This window comes from Natronomonas moolapensis 8.8.11, assembly GCF_000591055.1.
Classification (GTDB): domain Archaea; phylum Halobacteriota; class Halobacteria; order Halobacteriales; family Haloarculaceae; genus Natronomonas; species Natronomonas moolapensis.
The window spans coordinates 957,220-974,760 of the sequence record NC_020388.1 but is presented as its reverse complement, the minus strand read 5'-3'; the positions used below and the strand labels follow the sequence as shown (position 1 = coordinate 974,760).

The window sequence follows — 17,541 nt, the reverse complement described above, 5'->3', positions numbered from 1 at the left end:
CTGCATTTTCGACGACACGGTCACGACGGACCTCGAAGACGCATCGCCGACGTGGCCGGCGTGCGAAACGAAACCGATTTTGAGGCGCTCGCCGACGGTTCGGCATGGAACTTCCGTTCGAGACCGAACTCCAGGTCCGGTTTCGCGACCTCGACACCCTCGGGCACGTCAACAACGCGGTGTACGCGACGTATCTCGAGCAGGCCAGGCTCCGGTACTTCGACCGCGTGTTGGACGTCCCGTGGGAGGAACGGGAGATGGTACTCGCGAGCCAGTCGGTCGAGTTCGCCCGCCCGCTGACGCTCGAGGACGGAACGATCCGGGTCGCCTGTGGCGTCACCGAGGTCGGCGAGACGAGCTTTCGGATGCGATCGCGCGTGTTCGCCGGTGACGACGGGGACCCGGCGGCGACCGCCGACGGGACGATCGTCGCGGTCGCCGGAGGCGAACCGCGCGAGATCCCCGAGTCGTGGCGCGAGCGGTTCATCGAGTTCGAACCCGGACTCTGATCGGGTATCGGCCGCCGGACTCGCGGTCGTCCGATGTCGACACGCTGATGCCGACGGCGACCCGTATTCGGGTGTGGAGTCAGACGACCCGACGATCATCCGCGCACTCGCGGTGACGACCGACGACATCGTGACCGCCATCGAGGCGAACGAGCGACGCGACGCAGGGGCCGTCCTCCGCGTGACGCCGCCGTTCAGCGGTCGGATGCGGGCCCGTCTCCATCTCGACGGAGCCGAAAGCGAGTACGAGGACCCACAGCCGTTACACGTTCCGCCGGAACGGTTCCTCGGGACCGTACCGGCGTTTCCCTCGCCCGACGACACCGAGGACGAACTCCGGTCCAGTCCGGAACGGACATACACGCCCGAGCGCCACCGAGCTCGCCACGAGGCCGCAGTCGAGTCGTGGCGCGAGCGCGTCCGGGCGGCGGTACACGAGGCGGCCGCGATCGACACGCCGGCGGGCACCCACGAGGTGCGGATAGCCACCCTCGGTTGACCGGTGTCTCCGGTCCCCTGAAACCGCAACAAAACATGTTTTAAAACGTCTTCGGGGCGTACGTCAAGTAATAAAACGTTCCGACCCGGTTCGGCCGTATCGTGAAGCCCGGTGAAACGGCCCGAACCCTCGTTCGGTTATTAGTGACTCCACACCGTCCCAGAGAGTACGATGAATCCCTCCACACCGACGAACGAGCGCGGTCCACCAGCCCGGAGTCCCTCGGTTCCGGAACCACTCAGAGCCGGGGCATTCTGGTCGGCCGTCCTGTTGCCATTTTGTTCGCTCGCGCTATTGGCCAGCGGGCTCGGAACGACGGCGGAATACCTGCTTTTCGGATCGCTCGTGGCCGCGAACGTCGCCGCGTTGATCGCCGGACACGGATACGGTCGGTGACACGACGCACGGACGCGTGGCGCTTCCGGTCGCGTTACCGCCGGGCCTTTAGCTCTTCCACCACTGCCGGAGTTCAGTCCGTATCGAACGGTGCTTGACGAGCGAGAACCCGGCGAGGATGATCGCGAAGCCGACGACGGTCGGCGCATCGATGCGTTCCCCGAGGAACAGAAGTCCAGTCACGGCGGCGAACGCCGGCGCGACGTAGGAAACGAGGTTGATTTCGATTGCACCGAGCCGTTCGAGGAGGTGAAAGTAGATCAAAAAACCGAGCGCGCTCGAGACGACAGCGAGGTACGCGAGCGCGGCAACCGCCTCGCCGGTCGGGGCGCCGGGGACCGCCTCTCCGAGTGCGAGACTGAGACCGTGCATAAGCGCCGCACCGAGGAGCATCGACCACGCCTCCATCGTCTCGACCGGAAGGCCGGCGTCGATCCGTCGGGTCAGGACGCTCCCGAGCGCGAAGCAGAGCGCGGCCGCGAAGACGAGCGTCTCGAAGCGCGATCCGACGAGGTTCGCCGGGTCGGGCCGCGAGAGGACGACCACGCCGACGAATCCCAGGGCCATGCCGGCGATACCGACGGCCGTCAGCCGCTCCTCCGGCAACAACAGACGTGCGAACGCGGTCGTCACGACCGGCGATAGCGAGACGATGACCGCCGCCGCCGCGCTCGTCGTCCCCCGCTCGCCGACGAACAGGAGCGCATGATAGCCGGCGATGATGAGGGCGGCGCCGACGCAGACCGTCGCCCAGTCGGCGCGGTCCCTCGGTCGCCACCGATCCGTCGCATAGAGCGCGTATCCGAACATCAACACCCCAGCAATATCGAAGCGGAACGCGGCGAAAAGCACCGGTGCGGTAAAAAAGTACGCCGGGTCCGTCGGGTCGCCGAGGCCGGCCTTGATAGCCATGAAGGCCGACCCCCACACCGAAGCGAGCGTTAAAAATAACAGGGTGTTGCGGTAGCGCACACCGGACGCTGGGACGACCACACTCTCAATCTTTTCGGCATCGATCCCGGGGGACGAGCCCGCTCGTGGGGCTCACCGGTTGGCGGTCAGGAGCCGAGCGACCGCAGCGAGGACCAACCCGACACCGCCCGCGGCCGGCGGGTTATTCGGGGGCATCGGCCCCGAGTCGTTCGGCGCGGATCGCCCTGAGGAGGTCCTCGCGGGCGACGATTCCGAGGAGCGCATCCGCCTCGTCGACGACTGGCAGGCGGTTGATGTCCCGCTCGTCGCCGGCTAGGAGTTCGAGTAGTTCATCGACGTCCGCGTTCGGCCCGGCGGTGACGACGTCCGTCGTCATTACGTCCTCGACCGGCCGACCAACGTTCCGGGCGAGGTCGATCCCGAAGTCGAGTTCGTCCCACGAGAGATCGACGGCGTACGTGAGTGACTCGAGGAACGGTGGGAAGCCGACGGGGATCCAGAGCGTCCGGTCGGAGGGTTGAAACAGGTCGACGAGGTCGCCCTGGGTGACGATTCCGACGACGAGGCCGTCCTCGGTGACCGGAAACCCGTTGAAATCCGCGCGGGCGAGGCGGCCGAGCACCTCGCCGACGTCGTCGCCGGGCGAGACCGTCTCGACGTCCCGCGTCATGATGTCGCGTGCGTTCATACGCGGGAGTTCCGCGCGCGGTCGCATAGACGTTGTGGCGGACGGATGCTACCCTGGGGCTCGGACAGGACAGCACCAACATTGCTCGAGTCGGGACCGCCCTGCGTGTGTACAGTCGGTCCCGCATCCGAGAACCTTTTATTCGGATCCACCCGTGGTCGCGGTATGGAGAGTCTCAACCGGATGGCCGTCGAGTTGGTCGACGAGGCGATCGACTTCGCCGACGAACTCGCGATCGAGGTCCACGAACTCGGCAACGATGCCGTCGTCCTCGACTTCGGGGTCGAGGCGCTCGGCGGCGTCGAGGCCGGACTGCTGTTGGCGGAGATCCAGACCGGTGGGTTGGCCACGGTACAGACCGGCGTCGACGAGATCGAGGGAACGCCCCGGACGCACGTCGAGGTATCCACGGATCACCCCGCGATGGCCTTTCTGGCCGCACAGAAGGCGGGCTGGGAGCTCTCGATCGAGGGCTTCGAGGGGCTCGCAAGCGGCCCCGCCCGCGCGCTCGTCGCCGAGGAAGAGGAGTTCCAGCGGATCGGCTACCGCGACGCGGCGGACTTTAGCGTCTTGGCGGTCGAAAGCGAGGCACTACCCGGCGAGGCGGTCGCCGAACACGTCGCCGAGCGGACGGGCGTCCCGACGTCGAGCGTCTTCTTGCCGACGTTCTCGACGGCGAGCCTGACGGGCAGTGTCGCGCTCGCCGCGCGGGCGGGCGAACTCGCGACCTTCCGGCTCTCGGAGCTCGGGTACGACCCCCTCGACGTGTTGAGCGTGACTGCCTCCGCGCCGGTCGCGCCGGTCCCGGAGAGCGACGAGGCGGCGATGGCGAGGACGAACGACGCGCTCGCGTACGGCTCCCGGGTCCACGCGACCGTCGAGACGGGGTTCGACCGGTTCGACGAGATCGTCTCGACGGCCGGGGAGGCGTTCGGGACGCCCTTCGCGGAGATATTTGCGGACCACGGGTGGGACTTCTACGACGTCCCGGTGGGGCTTTTCGCGCCGGCGCAGGTCACCGTCGACGTGGTCGGGGAGGGCGTCGAGGTGGTCGGCGGGACCGACGAGGCGCTCCTCGCCGAGAGCTTCGGACTGCGGTGACGTCCTCGCCCGACGATTTATTTTTGGGCCGAGACGGGAGTCCGACCGCGAGAGTGCCGCCACATCGGATATCCAAACCGTTTATACTTCGGCGACGGGAATCGAACGGTATGCCGAAACAACAGACTGAAGTCCGGGAACTCCAGGAAGGCAACTACGTAATGATCGACGACGTCCCCTCGAAGATCACGGCGTACAGTACCTCGAAGCCCGGCAAGCACGGGAGCGCAAAGGCCCGCGTCGAAGGGACCGGCGTCTTCGACGGTCAAAAACGAAACTTCACCCAGCCCGTCGACGCGAAGATCTGGGTCCCGATCGTCAACCGAAAGCAAGGGCAGGTCGTCTCCGTCTCCGGGAAAGACATGCAAGTGATGGATCTAGAGACCTACGAGACCATCACAATGCGCATCCCCGAGGACCTCGACCCCGAGTCCGACGACGAGATCGAGTACCTCGAGTTCGAAGGCCAACGCAAGGTCGTCTGATCGGTCCCACCGATGGCCGCGTTTCCCGGAGCCGACGCCGAACTGCACGAGGCAGCCTACGCGGTCGTCGGCGCGCCGCTGGACGTCTCGACGACGTTCCGGCCCGGCGCGCGGTTCGGCCCGGAGCGGATCCGACGGTTCGCCCGGGCGTTCGACGGCTACGACCGACGCACCGACTGTCGCTTCGGCGAGTTCGTCGCCGACGACGGCGACCTCGAAGCGTGGGACGACGCGGCGGAGTATCTTCGGTTTCTCGAGGGAAAACTCGCCGATCACCGCGCCGACGGGCGCGTTCCGTTACTTCTGGGCGGCGAGCACAGCGTTACCGTCGCCGGCGTTCGGGCGACCGAACCGGACGTCTACGTCTGTCTCGACGCTCACCTCGATCTCTACGACACCTACGCCGGCAACGAGCGCTCGCACGCGACCGTCACGCGGCGAGCGCTCGAAACCGCCGAGGAGGCGATCCTGCTCGGGGTCCGAACCGGAAGCGAGACCGAGTGGGATCGTGCGGCCGAGGCCGACGTGACCGTGATCGGACCCGAGGACGTGGCGTCCTGGGAGCCGGCGTTCGCCGGCGACGCGTACCTGAGCGTCGACATCGACGCCGCCGACCCCGGCTTCGCGCCGGGGACCGGCACCCCGGCCCCGTTCGGGCTATGCCCCCGCGAGATGCGCGCGGTCGTCCGGGCGGTCGCACCGAGCGCCGTCGGGTTCGACGTCGTTGAAGTCAACGACCGCGACGACGGACAGGCGGCCGCCCTCGCCGGGAAGTTGCTTCAGGAGTTCGTCTTCGCGGGAGCGGGCGGCTGAGACGCACGGATCACGGTGGGTCGGGGCGCCCGTATCAGGTCCGCCGGCCGATCTCCTCGCGGAGCAGTTCCGAGACGACCTCGCCGTCGGCCTTCCCGCGGAGCGCGCCCATACACTCGCCCATGAGCCCCGAGAAGGCGGCCATCCCCTCGGTTTCGATCTGGGACTCGTTGCGCTCGATCACCTCGACGACGGTCTCTCGGACGGCTTCTCGGTCGACGCCGGACAGCCCCGCGGTCTCGATCGCGGCCTCGGCCGACAGCGTCGGGTCCGCGGCGAGTTCGGTCAGGACAGGGGCGATCCCCTCGTTGGCCAACTCGCCCGCCTCGACGAGTTCGAGCACCGACAGCAGGTGCTCTTCGGTCAGGTTCCCGACGGGGACGTCGTCGCGCCGGAGTTCGGTCAGCGTCGACTCGAGCGTGCTCGCCGCGGTCGTCGGGTCGACGCCGCGCCCGACGGCGGCCTCGAACGTCGGCATGTGACGGCCGTAGGCGACCTGCTCGGCCAGCCCCGAACCGAGGTCGAGCTCCTCGCGGTAGCGTTCGACCTTTTCGGTGAGCAGTTCCGGCGCTTCGATCTCGGCCGGATCGGGGTCGGCCGGCGGCACGTCGGTCTCGGGGTACATCCGCGCCGCGCCCGGAAGCGGGCGGAGATACCGGGAGGTGCCGTCGTCGTTCGCGCCACGGGTCTCCTCCGGAACGCCCTCGATCGCGGTCTCGGCGCGCTCGGCGACGGCTTCGATGGCGCGCTCGGCGACGTCGGTGTCGGCGGCCACGATCGCGACCGCGTCTTCGGGGTCGGCAGCGACGGCCTCTCGGAGCGCCTCGACTTCGGTTTCGGTGACGCCGTAGGCGGGCAGTTCGTCGGTGTGGAAGATCCCGCCCGCCCCCTGACGTTTGGCGTGGTCGGACAGTTCGGTCCCGAGGCGTCGGTCGGGCTGGATCTCGCGGCCGACGAGGCCATCGAACCCGACGAGCCGGACGGCGCGGACGGCCTCGGCCCCGGCGATCACACCGCTGTCGGTGTCGGCGAACACCTCGGTCGCGTCGGTCGGCTCCGCGACCGCGGCGTCCCGGGATTCGAGCGTGTCGGCAATATCGAGCAACTCGACCTGTCTGTCGACCTCGCCCGCGACGAGGGCCTCGATGTCGTCGAGGCTCTGGACGCCTTTCATTTCGACGCGTGCGCCCTCGGCAATCGAGACGTTCACGTCCTGGCGGATGGTCCCGAGGCCGCGTTTGACCTTTCCGGTCGAGCGGAGCAACATCCCGATTCGTTCGGCGGCCTCACGGGCCTGTTCTGGCGTCCGGATGTCGGGTTTCGTCCCGATCTCGACGAGCGGGATGCCGAGGCGGTCCAGCGCGTAGGTCACGCCCCCCTCGCGCTCCTCGATCCGGGCCGCGGACTCCTCTTCCAACAGCATGTCCGCGATCCCGACGGGGCCGTCGCCGGTCTCGATTTCGCCGTCGGTGGCGACGAGCGTCGAGCGCTGAAAGCCCGAGGTGTTGGAGCCGTCGACGACGATCTTCCGCATCACGTGGGCTCGATCGACGACCGTACAGTCCAGAAGCGCCGCGATCTCCAGGGCGGTGTTCAGCGCCTCCCGATCGAGTCGCCCCGGCGGTTCGTCGTCCTCCTCGACGAGACAGGTGGTGTCAAAGGCGAGATACTCGAACTCCCGGTCGACGCGGGACTCCTCGAGGGCGGCCTCGTCGAGCTCGCCGAGTTCGGACTTCGTCGGGTGGAGATATCGGGTGAACGACCGGACCGGCTCCTCGGGATCGCGCCGCTCGGTCGGGCAGCCACAGAAGAGCTTGCTCGCCGTGTCGAGCTGTTGGTGGATCTCCAGCCCGGCGACGAGCCCCAATTCTTCGTAGTCGTGGGTCATTACCCGACGGTGCGGTACGAACGCTCAAAAAAGACACCATCCGACGGGAGCGCGTCGCCGTCCGGTCCGTCAGCGCCGCGATAGCCGACGATCGCTCATCACCCGACGGCAGTGGTGTGTGAACAGCCAGCATCCGCCGGTCTCTCCGACTGGGCCAATATATGATAGTTGTTCGGAGTCGCGTTCCTCGAAGTCGCGTTGTTCGTTGCGTCGTTCGAAGCCGCGTTACTCGAAGTCGCCTTCCTCGAGGGCGGCCCGCAGGACCATCCCGAGCGCGAGGTGCTGGCGGGCGGCTTCGGCGACGTCCTCGCGGGCGGTGGCGGCGTCGTCGAGGGTGTACTCTTTGGTCTTGACGAGTTCGCGCTGTTCGAGAACGGCCTCGTCACAGAGGTCGTGCAGGCGCGGGTAGACGGTTCCGGGGCTGAGAATCGTATCGAACTCCTGGGCCAGATCGTCCAGCAGCTGTTTGCCGTGGGTGTCGGCGCTTCGCAACGCCACCAGCGACACTAACAACTCGTCCAGCGAGGATTTGACGTGTGTCTCCTCGAAACTGAACGCCTCCGCCCCGAACAACGACGTCTCCACCTCGCCGACGACTTCCGAGACCGCCGTCCCCGGCGCCTCCGATTTGCCCGTCCCGTTCAGTTCGGCGCGCAACTGCGACACCGTGATCGAATCCTCGTTGTCCGTCCCGCTGATTCCCGCCGGTGACTCCATCTCCGACATATATTTTCGTACACACCACACGTATATACGCCCTCCTCGGCTTTTCATCGCCCGAACATCGGCCACTAAATTTATATATAAGCGCCTGACGCACGGCAGACCGGTCGAGACACATCGAGTGATCCGTTCCGGCCGGCATCGAGACCGGGAACGTCCCGGAGCACCCAGGGACTTCGCCAGGACATCAGTCGTTTGTTTCCGCCGGAAGCGGCGTCGACCCGCCTCAGTCGTCGCCGAGGATGACCCGCTCAGTCATCGCGCGGGGGTCGAGGACGTCGTCAGCCTCGGCCTCAGTGAGGTATCCCTCCTCGACGGCGACCTCCCGGACCGTTTTGCCGTCGGCGAGGGCCTTCTTTGCGACTTTCGAGGCCTTGTCGTAGCCGATCGCCGGGTTGAGCGCCGTCGCGAGCGCCATCGACTGATCGACCTGGGTCCGGCAGTAGTCGGCGTTGGCCTCGAGTTTGCCGACGAAGCGCTCGCCGAACGTCTCAGCAGCGTTGGCGAGCAGGCCGGCGCTCTCGAGGAAGTTGTGCGCGAGCACCGGTTTATATAGGTTCAGGTCGATCTCGCCGCGGGCGGCCCCCGCCGAGACCGCAGCGTCGTTGCCGACGACCTGTTTGTGGACCTGGTTGACCGACTCGGCGACGACCGGGTTGATCTTGCCGGGCATGATCGACGAGCCGGGTTGGTTTTCCGGCTGTTCGACCTCGCCGAGACCGTTTCGGGGGCCGGAGGCCAGCAACCGGAGATCGTTGGCGATCTTGTTCATCGAGCCCGCGACCGTCCGGAGGGCGCCGTGAGCCTCGTTCATCGCGTCGTGGGCCGCCTGCGCCTCGAAGTGGTTGTCGGCCTCCCGGAAGGCGAGTCCGGTCTCCTCGGCGATATTCTCGGCTGCGAGTGTGGGGAACTCGGGATGGGTGTTGAGCCCGGTCCCGACCGCGGTGCCGCCCAACGCCAGTTCGCCGAGGCGCTCTCGCGTCGCCTCCAGACGGTCGATGCCCTTCTCGACCTGTGTCCGGTAGCCGCCGAACTCCTGGCCGAGTCGGACGGGCGTCGCGTCCTGGAGGTGGGTCCGGCCCGTCTTGACCACATCGTCGAGGGCCTCCTCCTTCGCTTCGAGTTCCCCGGCGAGGACCTCGAGGCCGGGGATGACGTCCTTTTCGACGGCCTCGAGCGCGGCGACGTGCATCGCCGTCGGGATCACGTCGTTGGACGATTGGCCGTAGTTGACGTGGTCGTTGGGGTGGATCTCGCGGGTCCCCAGCTCGGCCCCGTAGATCTCGGTCGCGCGGTTGGCGATCACCTCGTTGGCGTTCATGTTCGAGGAGGTGCCCGAGCCGGTCTGGAAGACGTCGACCGGGAACTGGTCGTCGTGCTCGCCGTCGATGACCTCGGCGGCCGCCTCGACGACCGCCTCGGCCTTGTCGTCTTCGAGGAGGCCGAGTTCGCGGTTGGCCTCGGCGGCCGCCTTCTTGACGATCCCGAGCGCGCGCACGAAGCGTCGGCCGAACGTGATCCCCGAAATCGGGAAGTTCTCGACGGCTCGCTGGGTCTGTGCGCCCCAGTAAGCGTTTGTGGGCACTTCCATCTCGCCGAGGCTGTCGCGTTCGATCCGGTATCCGTCGTGGTCGTCCGTCATGATCGGCCTCTCTCGTGGGTGTCGCTAAAGGGCATCGAAAAGCCGCTGGGAACCCGGGTGATATATAAACCCACGGCGTACGTGTGGGTGATCGGGTGGTTGTTGCGCGGTCGTGAGTCACGTACCCCGCTCGCCGTCTCCGAGGACTCGCTGCGCTCGTCCTCGCTGCCTCACGGCTCACCATGCTCGCCGTTCGGTATTTCCGAGGACTCGCTGCGCTCGTCCTCGCTGCTCGCGTGTCGTCGCTTCGCTCCTCCCGCTCGCCGTCTCCGAGGACTCCCTTCGGTCGTCCTCGCTACGGCGTCCGGGTCGTAAGCTCCAACGCGTGGATGTCCGTCGTCATCGCCTCGCCGAGGGCGTCGTAGACCAGTTGGTGTTGATCGACGAGCGACTCCCCCTCGAAGGCCGGCGAGACGACCGTCGCTCGAAGGTGGTCGTCGTCGTGCTCGCCGCGGGCCTTCCCGACGGTCGCCTCGCAGTCCTCCAGGGCCGCCTCGATCCGGGCTTCGACTTCTTCGGGGGTCATACCCGCCTGTGGGACCGCAGGAACCAAAAGCTCGCCGGGATCGATACCCGACGGGAGTATCGGGCGTCCCGTCGGCGTCCGACGCTCAACGCCAGCGGTCGAGCCCCGTCTGGACGACGGACTCCTCGATGCGTTCGAAGCCGCGGGCGACCTCCTCGGCGGGAACCTCCCACGTGTCGGTCACGTACTGGCGGGCCGCGTCCATGTCCGGTTCGATCTCGGTGTCGTAGTCGTACTCGTCGGTGACGGCCGGATCGAGGAACATCTCCCGGATGCGGTCGGCGTTCGGGATCGACTCGCCGCGGGCGTCGAGCGCCCCCCACAGGTCGCCGTGCTCGCGGAGCAGCTTCACCGCGGTCTTCGGGCCGATGCCGTCGATCCCCTCGTTGAAGTCCGTGCCCATCAAGATGGCGGCGTCGACGAGTTCCTCCCAGGTCAGCCCGAGGTCCTCGAGCGTCCGCTCGAAGTCCATGCACTCGGGGTCACCCTTGCTCGTCAACCCCCGGAGGGTGTACGGCGCGCCGAGCAAGAGCGTGTCGTAGTCCTCCGATCCGGCGTAGTCGACGTCGCCGTACCGTGCCATATATGCCGCCTGCGCCTCGCCCTCGGCGGGGGCTTCGACGACCGGGACGTCGAGCAGCGACAGCAGTTCCCGGGTCGTCGTCTGGATCGTCTCGGTGAGCCGCTGGGTGCGCGATTCGAGTGTTGCGATCTCGGCGGCGTCGGCTTCCCCCGCCCGCGCGGCGTCGAGTTCGTCCTCGTAGCGCTCTCGCTGTTCGCGGCGGCTCTCGACCTCGTCGTCTTTCAGTTCCGCGACGCCGCCGTCGAAGACGAAAACAGGCGTCACGTCCGCCTCGAAGAACTTCGGCAGCCCCTGGACGACGCCGACGAGGTTCGCGACCTCCTCGCCCGACTCGGTGGTGTAGGTATCGCTGGACGTGAACCGAACCGTCGTCGTCAGGTAGCGATACAGCCAGTTGTGGGCGTCGACGGCCACGACCGAGCCGGCGAGTTCCCCGAACGGCTTCGGCTCGATGACCGCCAGCGACCGGAGGTCCGCATTGCCCATTAGCGGGCATTAGGGCGTCGGGGGCTTGAACCCGCCGATACGGTGGGTCGGCCCAGCGCTCGCCGGTCATCGCGCCGGGGATTCGGTCGCCGAAGTGATCGAAGTCCGGCGCCCCGGCCGCTCCCTCGACCGCCATCCGGCTCACCGGGACCCGAACGCCGGTCATGCGGGCGTGGCCGCCGGCGCTGGCGGTCTCGACGTCGCACAGCGCGCGCTGGAGGCGCTCACCCATGTGGACGCGGTCGTCGTTCGACCGGGCCGAGACGTGAACGGTCCCATCGATGAATCCGTAGAGGGCGACGGCTGTCGTCCCCTCAGGCCGCAGGCGTTCCTCGGCCGCCTGCGAGAGTGCGTCGATACTCTCGACCCCACCGACGTTGCAGATACCGAACGAGCCCTCGACGCGGGCGCTCTTGGTTGGCCTACGGGTGGGACTGATCGCCATCCATCTCCCGCATCGGCCAATTCGACGTTCTGCTCTCGGCAGTGTGCCCTGTGGGATATGCGTCCGCTGTGTTGAAACCCGAGTGGTCAGTACTGAGCGGGCGGATGGGACGGATTCGCGCCGGTACCGAGCGAAGTCTCCAGCTTCGAGAACACCGAAAGAGCACGTTGCTCGTCTTGTGAGGCCCCGCTCGTGGAAACGGTCGGCGAGTCTACGGCTGGCCGAACGAAGTGTGCGAAGGAATGGACTCGCCGGGATTTGAACCCGGGGCCTTCCCCGTGCCAGGGGGATGATCTACCACTGATCTACGAGCCCTCGAACGCACTCGGTAGTATCCCGACGCGATTCATAAAGCCATCGAAGCCGCGGGGCGTGTGCGGAATCGTCCCATTCTGACCGGCCGAATACAATCGCAGTTGTGAAACCCCAATCTCGCCGAACACTCCCGGACGCTCCGTTAAAGTCAAACACCTACCCCCGGTAATGCGAACTATGAGCACGGAGCAAGAGCAGCGAACGATCCGGTGTCTGGTAGCGAAAGTCGGCCTCGACGGCCACGACCGCGGTGCACACGTCATCGCGCGGGCCTTCCGGGACGCCGGGTTCGAGGTCATCTACTCCGGACTGCACAAATCACCCGACGATATCGTCCAGGCCGCCGTTCAAGAGGACGTCGACGTGCTCGGAATCTCGATCCTCTCGGGAGCCCACGACACGTTGGTCCCGAAGATCATGGACGGGCTCGAGGAGTACGACGCCCTGGACGACACGCTCGTGATCGTGGGCGGGATCATCCCCGACGGCGACCGCGAGGAGCTTTATGAGGCCGGCGTCGCCAACATCTTCGGCCCCGGTTCGACGATGGAGGAGACGATCGAGTTCGTCCGCGAGAACGCGCCCGAGCGATAGATGTCCGAGGACACACTCGTCGACGAGCTGTTGGCGGGCAAGCATCGGGCGCTCGCGCGCGTGATCACGAAGATCGAAAACCGATCGCCGGGGTATCGCGATCTCGTCTCACAACTGCACGAACACACCGGCAACGCGGAAGTCATCGGAATCACCGGCTCGCCAGGTGCGGGAAAGTCGACGCTCGTCGACAAGATGGCGGCGACGTACCGCGAACGCGGCGAGACGGTCGGCGTCATCGCGATCGACCCCTCCTCGCCGTTTACCGGCGGCGCGGTGCTGGGCGACCGGATCCGGATGGGCTCGAACGTCGGCGACATGGACGTCTTCTTTCGGTCGATGTCGGCCCGTGGATCGCTCGGCGGGCTCTCGACGGCCACGACGGACGCCGTGAAGGCCCTCGACGCCTTCGGCAAGGACAAGATCATCGTCGAAACTGTCGGTGCGGGACAAAACGAGATCGAGATCGTCAAAACGGCCGATACGGTGTCGGTGCTCGTCCCACCGGGATCGGGCGACGACATCCAGATGCTCAAAGCCGGTATTTTAGAGATCGCCGACATCTTCGTCGTTAACAAGGCCGACATGGACGGCGCCGACCGGACAGTGATGGAGCTACAGGAGATGATCGGGATGCGGGACGCGTCGCCGATGGCGGGCCACCACGGCGCGGACGCGTTGGCTGACACCGACGACGGCGCGGTCGGTCGGGGTCCCGGCGACGAGGAGGGGTGGCAACCGGCGATCGTCGAGACGGTCGCGAAGACCGGCGAAGGAATCGAGGAGTTCCTCGGAACAATCGACGAACACGTCGGCTGGCTCTCCGAGAGTGGTGAACTCGAGGCGCAGGCCAGACAGCGCTATGAGGCCGAGATCAAGACACTGCTGCGGGAGGACACTGCGGCGCTGTTACAGGACGAACTGGCGGCCCGAGGCGGCCTTGAGGGGTACATCGACCGCGTGCTGCGGAAGGACACCGACCCCTACACGGTCGCCGACGAACTCATGGCCCCGCTCGAGGACTGCGTGGCCGGGGCTCGCGACCAGGGGTGAACGCCCCGACAGACCGGGTTCAGGACAGTTCGATCGAGACCGCAGCCGCCGCCGGAGGGGCTCGGTCCAGAAGGTCGTATGCCTCGATGAGTTCGTTGCGGGCCGCCTCGTCGTCGTCGTTCTCGAGCGCGCCGAGCGCGCGTTCGACCCGACCGCGCGCCGACCGGACCGCGTCGCTTTGATCGCGTGCCCACTCGCTCGTCAGTTCGTGCCCGAGCCAATCACCGAGCAACTCGACGAAGGCGCGCTCCCAGGCGGCGAACTCCGTCCGGTCGCCACGGTCACAGAAACAGAGCGTCCCGTATCGGCGTTCGCCGACGGACACCGGGATGCCGATGTAGGAGGAAAACCCCGTCTCCTCGCTCTCGTCCGCGGCGACAGCGACGATGCCGTTGCCATCGACGGTCAGATCGTCAACGCCGTCCGATAGCGGCACCCCGTCTCCGGTCTGGAACGGAAAATCCTTTTCGGCACTCTCGACGAGAATTTCGGCGTTCCCGTCGGTGCCGGTCAACAGCGCGCCGTACTCGACCTTCAGGGTCCGACAGCCGAGTTCGCAGAGCGCCTCGATGGGGGTCGAGACGCTGTCGATCACGGTTCGGGCCAACTCCCGGAGCGCGGACTCGCGGCGCTGAACCGCCTCTTCGGCGCGGTACCTGGCGGCGGCGTTCTCGATCCGGTTGGCGAGGACGTGCCACTGGTCGGACCCGCGGCGTTTCCGGAAGTAGTCCGTCACGCCCTCCGAGACGGCCTCGCTCGCGATCTCCTCGCTCCCACGGGCCGTAAAGAGAATAAACGGGAGGTCGGGGTCCATCTCGCGAACGTATCGGAGCAACTCGAGGCCGGTCATCCTGGGCATGTGGTGGTCGCTGACGACGCAGTCGAACCGTCCGGTCTCGACCGCTTCGAGCGCGTCGCTCGGGTCAGTCTCGACTCGGATCGAGAATCGGTCGCCGATATCGGCCAGTTGGCTGGCCATGAGATCGGCGAGAGAGGGATCGTCGTCGACGAGCAACACGCGCGTGGGACCAGCCATGTTGTGGGCTTCAGTCTCCGAGAGATTAATCCTTCGGCCCGAATCGCGCTTCGAACGCCGTCGGTCTCACCCGTATCGCTCCTCGTTCCAGGGGTTTGCCGTTCCCGAGTAGCCGCGCCGTTCCCAGTATCCGGGCTCGCGCTCGGTCAGGAACTCGACCCCCGACAGCCACTTCGAACCCTTGTATGCGTACTTGTGTGGGGTGACGGCGCGGAGCGGGCCGCCGTGGTCGGCCGGGATCGGTTCGCCGTCGAGCGCCCAGGTCAAAAGCACTTCCTCGCGGAGACACGTCGAAAGCGGCAAGTCGGTCGTGTATCCGTCGTGAGCGTGAAACAGTACGTGGGTCGCCTCGGAGCGCGCGCCGACGTGATCCGCGAGCGTCGGGAACGGAAGCCCCTCGAAGACGCAGCCGAGCCGCGACCACCCGGTCACGCAGTGAAAATCCTGGCGTTGACGCTCCGCGCCGAGGCGTCGGAGCTCCCCGAGCCGCATCGATCGTTCCTCGTCGACCGCACCCCACACCTCGAGCGCCGGATCGGTCGGCACGGACGGCGTTTCGCCCTTCGAGAGCACGGGGAACGACGACGTCTCTCGCTGCCCCGGGGGGAGCCGGTCGCCGTCGAACTCCTCGTGGAGGTCGGTCACGTCCTTCATGGATCGAATCGAACCGGCGAACGTCTATGGCTGTCGCTTTGGGAGTCCCTCGCCGGTTCGGTCCTTCCGAATTTGCTTTGCTGAGATGAAAAAATAATCTTTCAGTACTGCGGGCCTGAGTTTGCGCCGCCGGAAAATCTCTCGATAGATTTAAATATACCATCCCCGAACCGGAACGTGAGCCGATGCCGAAGGTACAACTCACTGTCCCGGAGCACCTGGAGATGCAGATCGCACAACTCGTCGAGGAGGGCGAGTTCGTCAACCGCGAGGAGGCGATAGAGGAACTCCTGTCGACCGGGCTTCGCGCCTACAAGACGAGCGGCCCGATGGACGACGAGGACGAGCCGGGGTTCCAAGAAGACGGGATGATGGGCCACGACGACGAGTACGTCTTCTGAAACCGGCGACAGCCCGCCAGCCGTTCGGTCCGTCGAGCGCTGTGTGCGTCCTCGTGGCGCACAAGTGTTAAACGGCGCGTAGCAGTATCCACGAGTATGCACAAAGACGAGCTCCTAGAACTACACGCGAAGATGGTTTCCATCATGGAACACTTCGACGGGATGGACGAAATCGACAGCTCCGTGTTCGACCCTTACGGCGAACTCGACGTGACACCCGAGGACGTACACAAATCGAAGAGCGAGCACAAACACGCGGTGTTCGTCCTCGGGAACGCTCTCGCGAACGTGATGGCCGAGGACGAGTTCTCCGACGCGGGACGGATCGGCAAGCGGATGGAAGAGCTCGCCGACGACGCCGAGTCCAAACTGTAACGGACGGGACTGTCGGTGAACACGTAACCTAAGACGGTGGGGGCCCAAAGATCGATAATGGAACCGTTGGGTAGCGAGAAAGCGGCCCCGCGGACCCGGGGGCTCGTGAGCAGGGCCACGAAGCTGTCGACGGTCCCGGATCGGCGTGCAGTGCTCTCGGTGGCGGATTCGCCACGAACGTTCTGGTCGGCTCCCGGCGAGGCGACGGTCATCGGGAGCGGATCGGCGACGACGATCCGAGCGGACGGCCCGGACCGGTTTCGGGCGATCCGGGAGGCCGCAACGGAGCTGTTCTCCGTCGGCGATGTCCACGCCGGTGCGCTCGCGGCCCGCCCGCGGTTGTTCGGTGGGTTCGCCTTCCACGACGAGCACACCGAGACGGCACCCTGGGAGGGGTATCCCGGGGCGAAGTTCGTCCTCCCACGCACGCAAGTGACCTACGCCGGCGAGGAGGCGTGGTTGACGGTCAACGGTATCGGTGCCACCCCCGGAGCCGTCGAGCGTCGCCTCGAGGAGGCGGCCGACCAGTTCGAGACGCTCCCCGATCCGGGGTCGGTCGGAACGCCCCCCGGAATCGCCGGGCGAACCCGGACGACCTCCGAGGCCGAGTGGCGCGAGAGCGTCGTCGCCGCGACCGATCGCATCGCAGCCGGCGAACTCCGGAAAGTCGTTCTCGCGCAGGCGCTCCGGACGTCGCTCGAGCGACCGCTCTCGATGCCGGCGACGCTCACGCGGCTCGAACGGCGCTACCCCGACTGCTATCGATTTCTCATCGAACCCGACGACGGTTCCGGAGGGTTCTTCGGGGCGACGCCGGAGCGGCTCGTCGGACGGAGCGGGCGAACGGTCGAGACGGGCGCGCTCGCTGGGACGACCGGCCGGGGTGACACCCCGGAGGAGGACGAGTGGCTGGCCGCGGAGCTTCTCGCCGACGAAAAGAACGTCCACGAACACGAGCTCGTTGCGGACGCGGTTCGCTCGCAGTTGGCGCCCTACGCCGCCTCGGTCCGCACCGGGGAGCGCTCGATCCGCCGGCTGGCGACCGTCCAGCACATCGAGACGCCGATCACCGCCGAACTCACCGACGACGAGCACGTACTGGACCTCGTCGAGGCCCTGCACCCGACTCCCGCCGTCGGTGGGTTGCCGCCGACGGAGGCGTTACGGACGATCCGCGACACCGAGCCGTTCGAACGGGGGTGGTATGCGGCTCCCGTGGGGTGGTTCGATGCCGCCGGGTACGGCTCCTTTGCGGTCGCGATCCGGTCGGCGCTCGCCCGCGGCCCGACGGCCACGCTGTTCGCCGGCGTCGGCATCGTCGAGGACTCCGATCCCGACCGCGAGTGGGACGAGGTCCAACTCAAATACCGACCGATCCTCGACGAACTGGAGTGAC

The 17,541-nt window shown here is 66.8% G+C and carries 20 protein-coding genes, 1 tRNA gene and 1 pseudogene; 11 read left to right on the top strand and 11 right to left on the bottom strand.

Annotated elements, in window-relative coordinates:
* The first annotated feature begins 104 nt into the window (after positions 1-104).
* From NMLP_RS04890 to NMLP_RS14210, 3 genes are all read left to right on the top strand, one after another.
* Complete coding sequence (locus NMLP_RS04890) at positions 105-509, top strand: acyl-CoA thioesterase (RefSeq protein ID WP_015409024.1); 405 nt, start codon at positions 105-107, stop codon at positions 507-509.
* Positions 510-582: 73 nt separating this feature from the next.
* The gene (locus NMLP_RS04885; protein ID WP_015409023.1) at positions 583-1,008 is read left to right on the top strand and encodes a hypothetical protein; all 426 of its coding nucleotides are present in this window, start codon (positions 583-585) and stop codon (positions 1,006-1,008) included.
* 171 nt (positions 1,009-1,179) lie between these two features.
* Complete coding sequence (locus tag NMLP_RS14210) at positions 1,180-1,404, top strand: hypothetical protein (RefSeq protein WP_015409022.1); 225 nt, start codon at positions 1,180-1,182, stop codon at positions 1,402-1,404.
* Between the two features lie 48 nt (positions 1,405-1,452).
* On the opposite strand, the gene NMLP_RS04880 is transcribed toward NMLP_RS14210, so the two are convergent.
* Positions 1,453-2,376: a DMT family transporter gene (locus tag NMLP_RS04880; protein ID WP_015409021.1), complete on the bottom strand. Its 924-nt coding sequence runs from the start codon at positions 2,374-2,376 to the stop codon at positions 1,453-1,455.
* 142 nt (positions 2,377-2,518) lie between these two features.
* Complete coding sequence (locus tag NMLP_RS04875) at positions 2,519-3,025, bottom strand: CBS domain-containing protein (RefSeq protein ID WP_015409020.1); 507 nt, start codon at positions 3,023-3,025, stop codon at positions 2,519-2,521.
* A gap of 165 nt (positions 3,026-3,190) precedes the next feature.
* On the opposite strand from NMLP_RS04875, the gene mch reads away from it, so the two are divergent.
* The 3 genes from mch (at position 3,191) to NMLP_RS04860 (ending at position 5,424) form a co-directional block, all read left to right on the top strand.
* Positions 3,191-4,126: a methenyltetrahydromethanopterin cyclohydrolase gene (gene mch / locus NMLP_RS04870; RefSeq protein ID WP_015409019.1), complete on the top strand. Its 936-nt coding sequence runs from the start codon at positions 3,191-3,193 to the stop codon at positions 4,124-4,126.
* A gap of 110 nt (positions 4,127-4,236) precedes the next feature.
* On the top strand, positions 4,237-4,611 hold the full coding sequence (locus NMLP_RS04865) for a translation initiation factor IF-5A (protein ID WP_015409018.1): 375 nt from the start codon (positions 4,237-4,239) through the stop codon (positions 4,609-4,611).
* Positions 4,612-4,623: 12 nt separating this feature from the next.
* Complete coding sequence (locus tag NMLP_RS04860) at positions 4,624-5,424, top strand: arginase family protein (RefSeq protein ID WP_015409017.1); 801 nt, start codon at positions 4,624-4,626, stop codon at positions 5,422-5,424.
* 34 nt (positions 5,425-5,458) lie between these two features.
* Here NMLP_RS04860 and gatE read toward each other — a convergent pair whose 3' ends face one another.
* The 7 genes and pseudogenes from gatE to NMLP_RS04830 form a co-directional block, all read right to left on the bottom strand.
* The gene (gene gatE, locus NMLP_RS04855; protein WP_015409016.1) at positions 5,459-7,312 is read right to left on the bottom strand and encodes a Glu-tRNA(Gln) amidotransferase subunit GatE; all 1,854 of its coding nucleotides are present in this window, start codon (positions 7,310-7,312) and stop codon (positions 5,459-5,461) included.
* Between the two features lie 225 nt (positions 7,313-7,537).
* The gene (locus tag NMLP_RS04850; protein ID WP_015409015.1) at positions 7,538-8,038 is read right to left on the bottom strand and encodes a helix-turn-helix domain-containing protein; all 501 of its coding nucleotides are present in this window, start codon (positions 8,036-8,038) and stop codon (positions 7,538-7,540) included.
* A 223-nt stretch (positions 8,039-8,261) separates the two neighbouring features.
* Positions 8,262-9,677 (bottom strand): class II fumarate hydratase, encoded by a 1,416-nt coding sequence (locus tag NMLP_RS04845; protein WP_015409014.1) that lies wholly within the window; start codon positions 9,675-9,677, stop codon positions 8,262-8,264.
* A gap of 295 nt (positions 9,678-9,972) precedes the next feature.
* On the bottom strand, positions 9,973-10,203 hold the full coding sequence (locus NMLP_RS04840; RefSeq protein ID WP_015409013.1) for a BolA family protein: 231 nt from the start codon (positions 10,201-10,203) through the stop codon (positions 9,973-9,975).
* A gap of 85 nt (positions 10,204-10,288) precedes the next feature.
* Complete coding sequence (fen, locus tag NMLP_RS04835) at positions 10,289-11,272, bottom strand: flap endonuclease-1 (protein WP_015409012.1); 984 nt, start codon at positions 11,270-11,272, stop codon at positions 10,289-10,291.
* Positions 11,273-11,477: 205 nt separating this feature from the next.
* A pseudogene (locus NMLP_RS16135) lies at positions 11,478-11,717 on the bottom strand (DHH family phosphoesterase); the annotation flags it as partial.
* Between the two features lie 243 nt (positions 11,718-11,960).
* Positions 11,961-12,032, bottom strand: a tRNA-Ala gene (locus NMLP_RS04830).
* Positions 12,033-12,209: 177 nt separating this feature from the next.
* Here NMLP_RS04830 and NMLP_RS04825 point away from each other — a divergent pair.
* Positions 12,210-12,626: a cobalamin B12-binding domain-containing protein gene (locus tag NMLP_RS04825; RefSeq protein WP_015409011.1), complete on the top strand. Its 417-nt coding sequence runs from the start codon at positions 12,210-12,212 to the stop codon at positions 12,624-12,626.
* Complete coding sequence (gene meaB / locus NMLP_RS04820) at positions 12,627-13,679, top strand: methylmalonyl Co-A mutase-associated GTPase MeaB (RefSeq protein ID WP_015409010.1); 1,053 nt, start codon at positions 12,627-12,629, stop codon at positions 13,677-13,679.
* Between the two features lie 19 nt (positions 13,680-13,698).
* On the opposite strand, the gene NMLP_RS04815 is transcribed toward meaB, so the two are convergent.
* On the bottom strand, positions 13,699-14,715 hold the full coding sequence (locus NMLP_RS04815) for a response regulator (protein WP_015409009.1): 1,017 nt from the start codon (positions 14,713-14,715) through the stop codon (positions 13,699-13,701).
* 66 nt (positions 14,716-14,781) lie between these two features.
* A complete protein-coding gene (locus tag NMLP_RS04810; protein ID WP_015409008.1) occupies positions 14,782-15,369 on the bottom strand; it encodes a molybdopterin-dependent oxidoreductase in 588 nt (195 codons plus the stop codon).
* 185 nt (positions 15,370-15,554) lie between these two features.
* Here NMLP_RS04810 and NMLP_RS04805 point away from each other — a divergent pair, with 185 nt between their 5' ends.
* The 3 genes from NMLP_RS04805 to NMLP_RS04795 all read left to right on the top strand — a co-directional run bounded on the left by NMLP_RS04805 (position 15,555) and on the right by NMLP_RS04795 (position 17,540).
* Complete coding sequence (locus NMLP_RS04805) at positions 15,555-15,770, top strand: ribbon-helix-helix domain-containing protein (protein WP_015409007.1); 216 nt, start codon at positions 15,555-15,557, stop codon at positions 15,768-15,770.
* 96 nt (positions 15,771-15,866) lie between these two features.
* On the top strand, positions 15,867-16,145 hold the full coding sequence (locus tag NMLP_RS04800; RefSeq protein WP_015409006.1) for a UPF0058 family protein: 279 nt from the start codon (positions 15,867-15,869) through the stop codon (positions 16,143-16,145).
* A gap of 57 nt (positions 16,146-16,202) precedes the next feature.
* The gene (locus tag NMLP_RS04795) at positions 16,203-17,540 is read left to right on the top strand and encodes an isochorismate synthase (RefSeq protein WP_015409005.1); all 1,338 of its coding nucleotides are present in this window, start codon (positions 16,203-16,205) and stop codon (positions 17,538-17,540) included.
* Position 17,541 lies beyond the last annotated feature (1 nt).

What these genes read in the sequence shown, in the direction of transcription:
- NMLP_RS04890 (WP_015409024.1), top strand. Translation starts at nt 105, where the DNA reads ATGGAACTTCCGTTCGAGACCGAACTCCAGGTCCGGTTTCGCGACCTC.
- NMLP_RS14210 (WP_015409022.1), top strand. Translation starts at nt 1,180, where the DNA reads ATGAATCCCTCCACACCGACGAACGAGCGCGGTCCACCAGCCCGGAGT.
- NMLP_RS04875 (WP_015409020.1), bottom strand. Translation starts at nt 3,025, where the DNA reads ATGAACGCACGCGACATCATGACGCGGGACGTCGAGACGGTCTCGCCC.
- mch (WP_015409019.1), top strand. Translation starts at nt 3,191, where the DNA reads ATGGAGAGTCTCAACCGGATGGCCGTCGAGTTGGTCGACGAGGCGATC.
- NMLP_RS04865 (WP_015409018.1), top strand. Translation starts at nt 4,237, where the DNA reads ATGCCGAAACAACAGACTGAAGTCCGGGAACTCCAGGAAGGCAACTAC.
- NMLP_RS04860 (WP_015409017.1), top strand. Translation starts at nt 4,624, where the DNA reads ATGGCCGCGTTTCCCGGAGCCGACGCCGAACTGCACGAGGCAGCCTAC.
- gatE (WP_015409016.1), bottom strand. Translation starts at nt 7,312, where the DNA reads ATGACCCACGACTACGAAGAATTGGGGCTCGTCGCCGGGCTGGAGATC.
- NMLP_RS04850 (WP_015409015.1), bottom strand. Translation starts at nt 8,038, where the DNA reads ATGTCGGAGATGGAGTCACCGGCGGGAATCAGCGGGACGGACAACGAG.
- NMLP_RS04845 (WP_015409014.1), bottom strand. Translation starts at nt 9,677, where the DNA reads ATGACGGACGACCACGACGGATACCGGATCGAACGCGACAGCCTCGGC.
- NMLP_RS04840 (WP_015409013.1), bottom strand. Translation starts at nt 10,203, where the DNA reads ATGACCCCCGAAGAAGTCGAAGCCCGGATCGAGGCGGCCCTGGAGGAC.
- fen (WP_015409012.1), bottom strand. Translation starts at nt 11,272, where the DNA reads ATGGGCAATGCGGACCTCCGGTCGCTGGCGGTCATCGAGCCGAAGCCG.
- NMLP_RS04825 (WP_015409011.1), top strand. Translation starts at nt 12,210, where the DNA reads ATGAGCACGGAGCAAGAGCAGCGAACGATCCGGTGTCTGGTAGCGAAA.
- meaB (WP_015409010.1), top strand. Translation starts at nt 12,627, where the DNA reads ATGTCCGAGGACACACTCGTCGACGAGCTGTTGGCGGGCAAGCATCGG.
- NMLP_RS04815 (WP_015409009.1), bottom strand. Translation starts at nt 14,715, where the DNA reads ATGGCTGGTCCCACGCGCGTGTTGCTCGTCGACGACGATCCCTCTCTC.
- NMLP_RS04810 (WP_015409008.1), bottom strand. Translation starts at nt 15,369, where the DNA reads ATGAAGGACGTGACCGACCTCCACGAGGAGTTCGACGGCGACCGGCTC.
- NMLP_RS04805 (WP_015409007.1), top strand. Translation starts at nt 15,555, where the DNA reads ATGCCGAAGGTACAACTCACTGTCCCGGAGCACCTGGAGATGCAGATC.
- NMLP_RS04800 (WP_015409006.1), top strand. Translation starts at nt 15,867, where the DNA reads ATGCACAAAGACGAGCTCCTAGAACTACACGCGAAGATGGTTTCCATC.
- NMLP_RS04795 (WP_015409005.1), top strand. Translation starts at nt 16,203, where the DNA reads ATGGAACCGTTGGGTAGCGAGAAAGCGGCCCCGCGGACCCGGGGGCTC.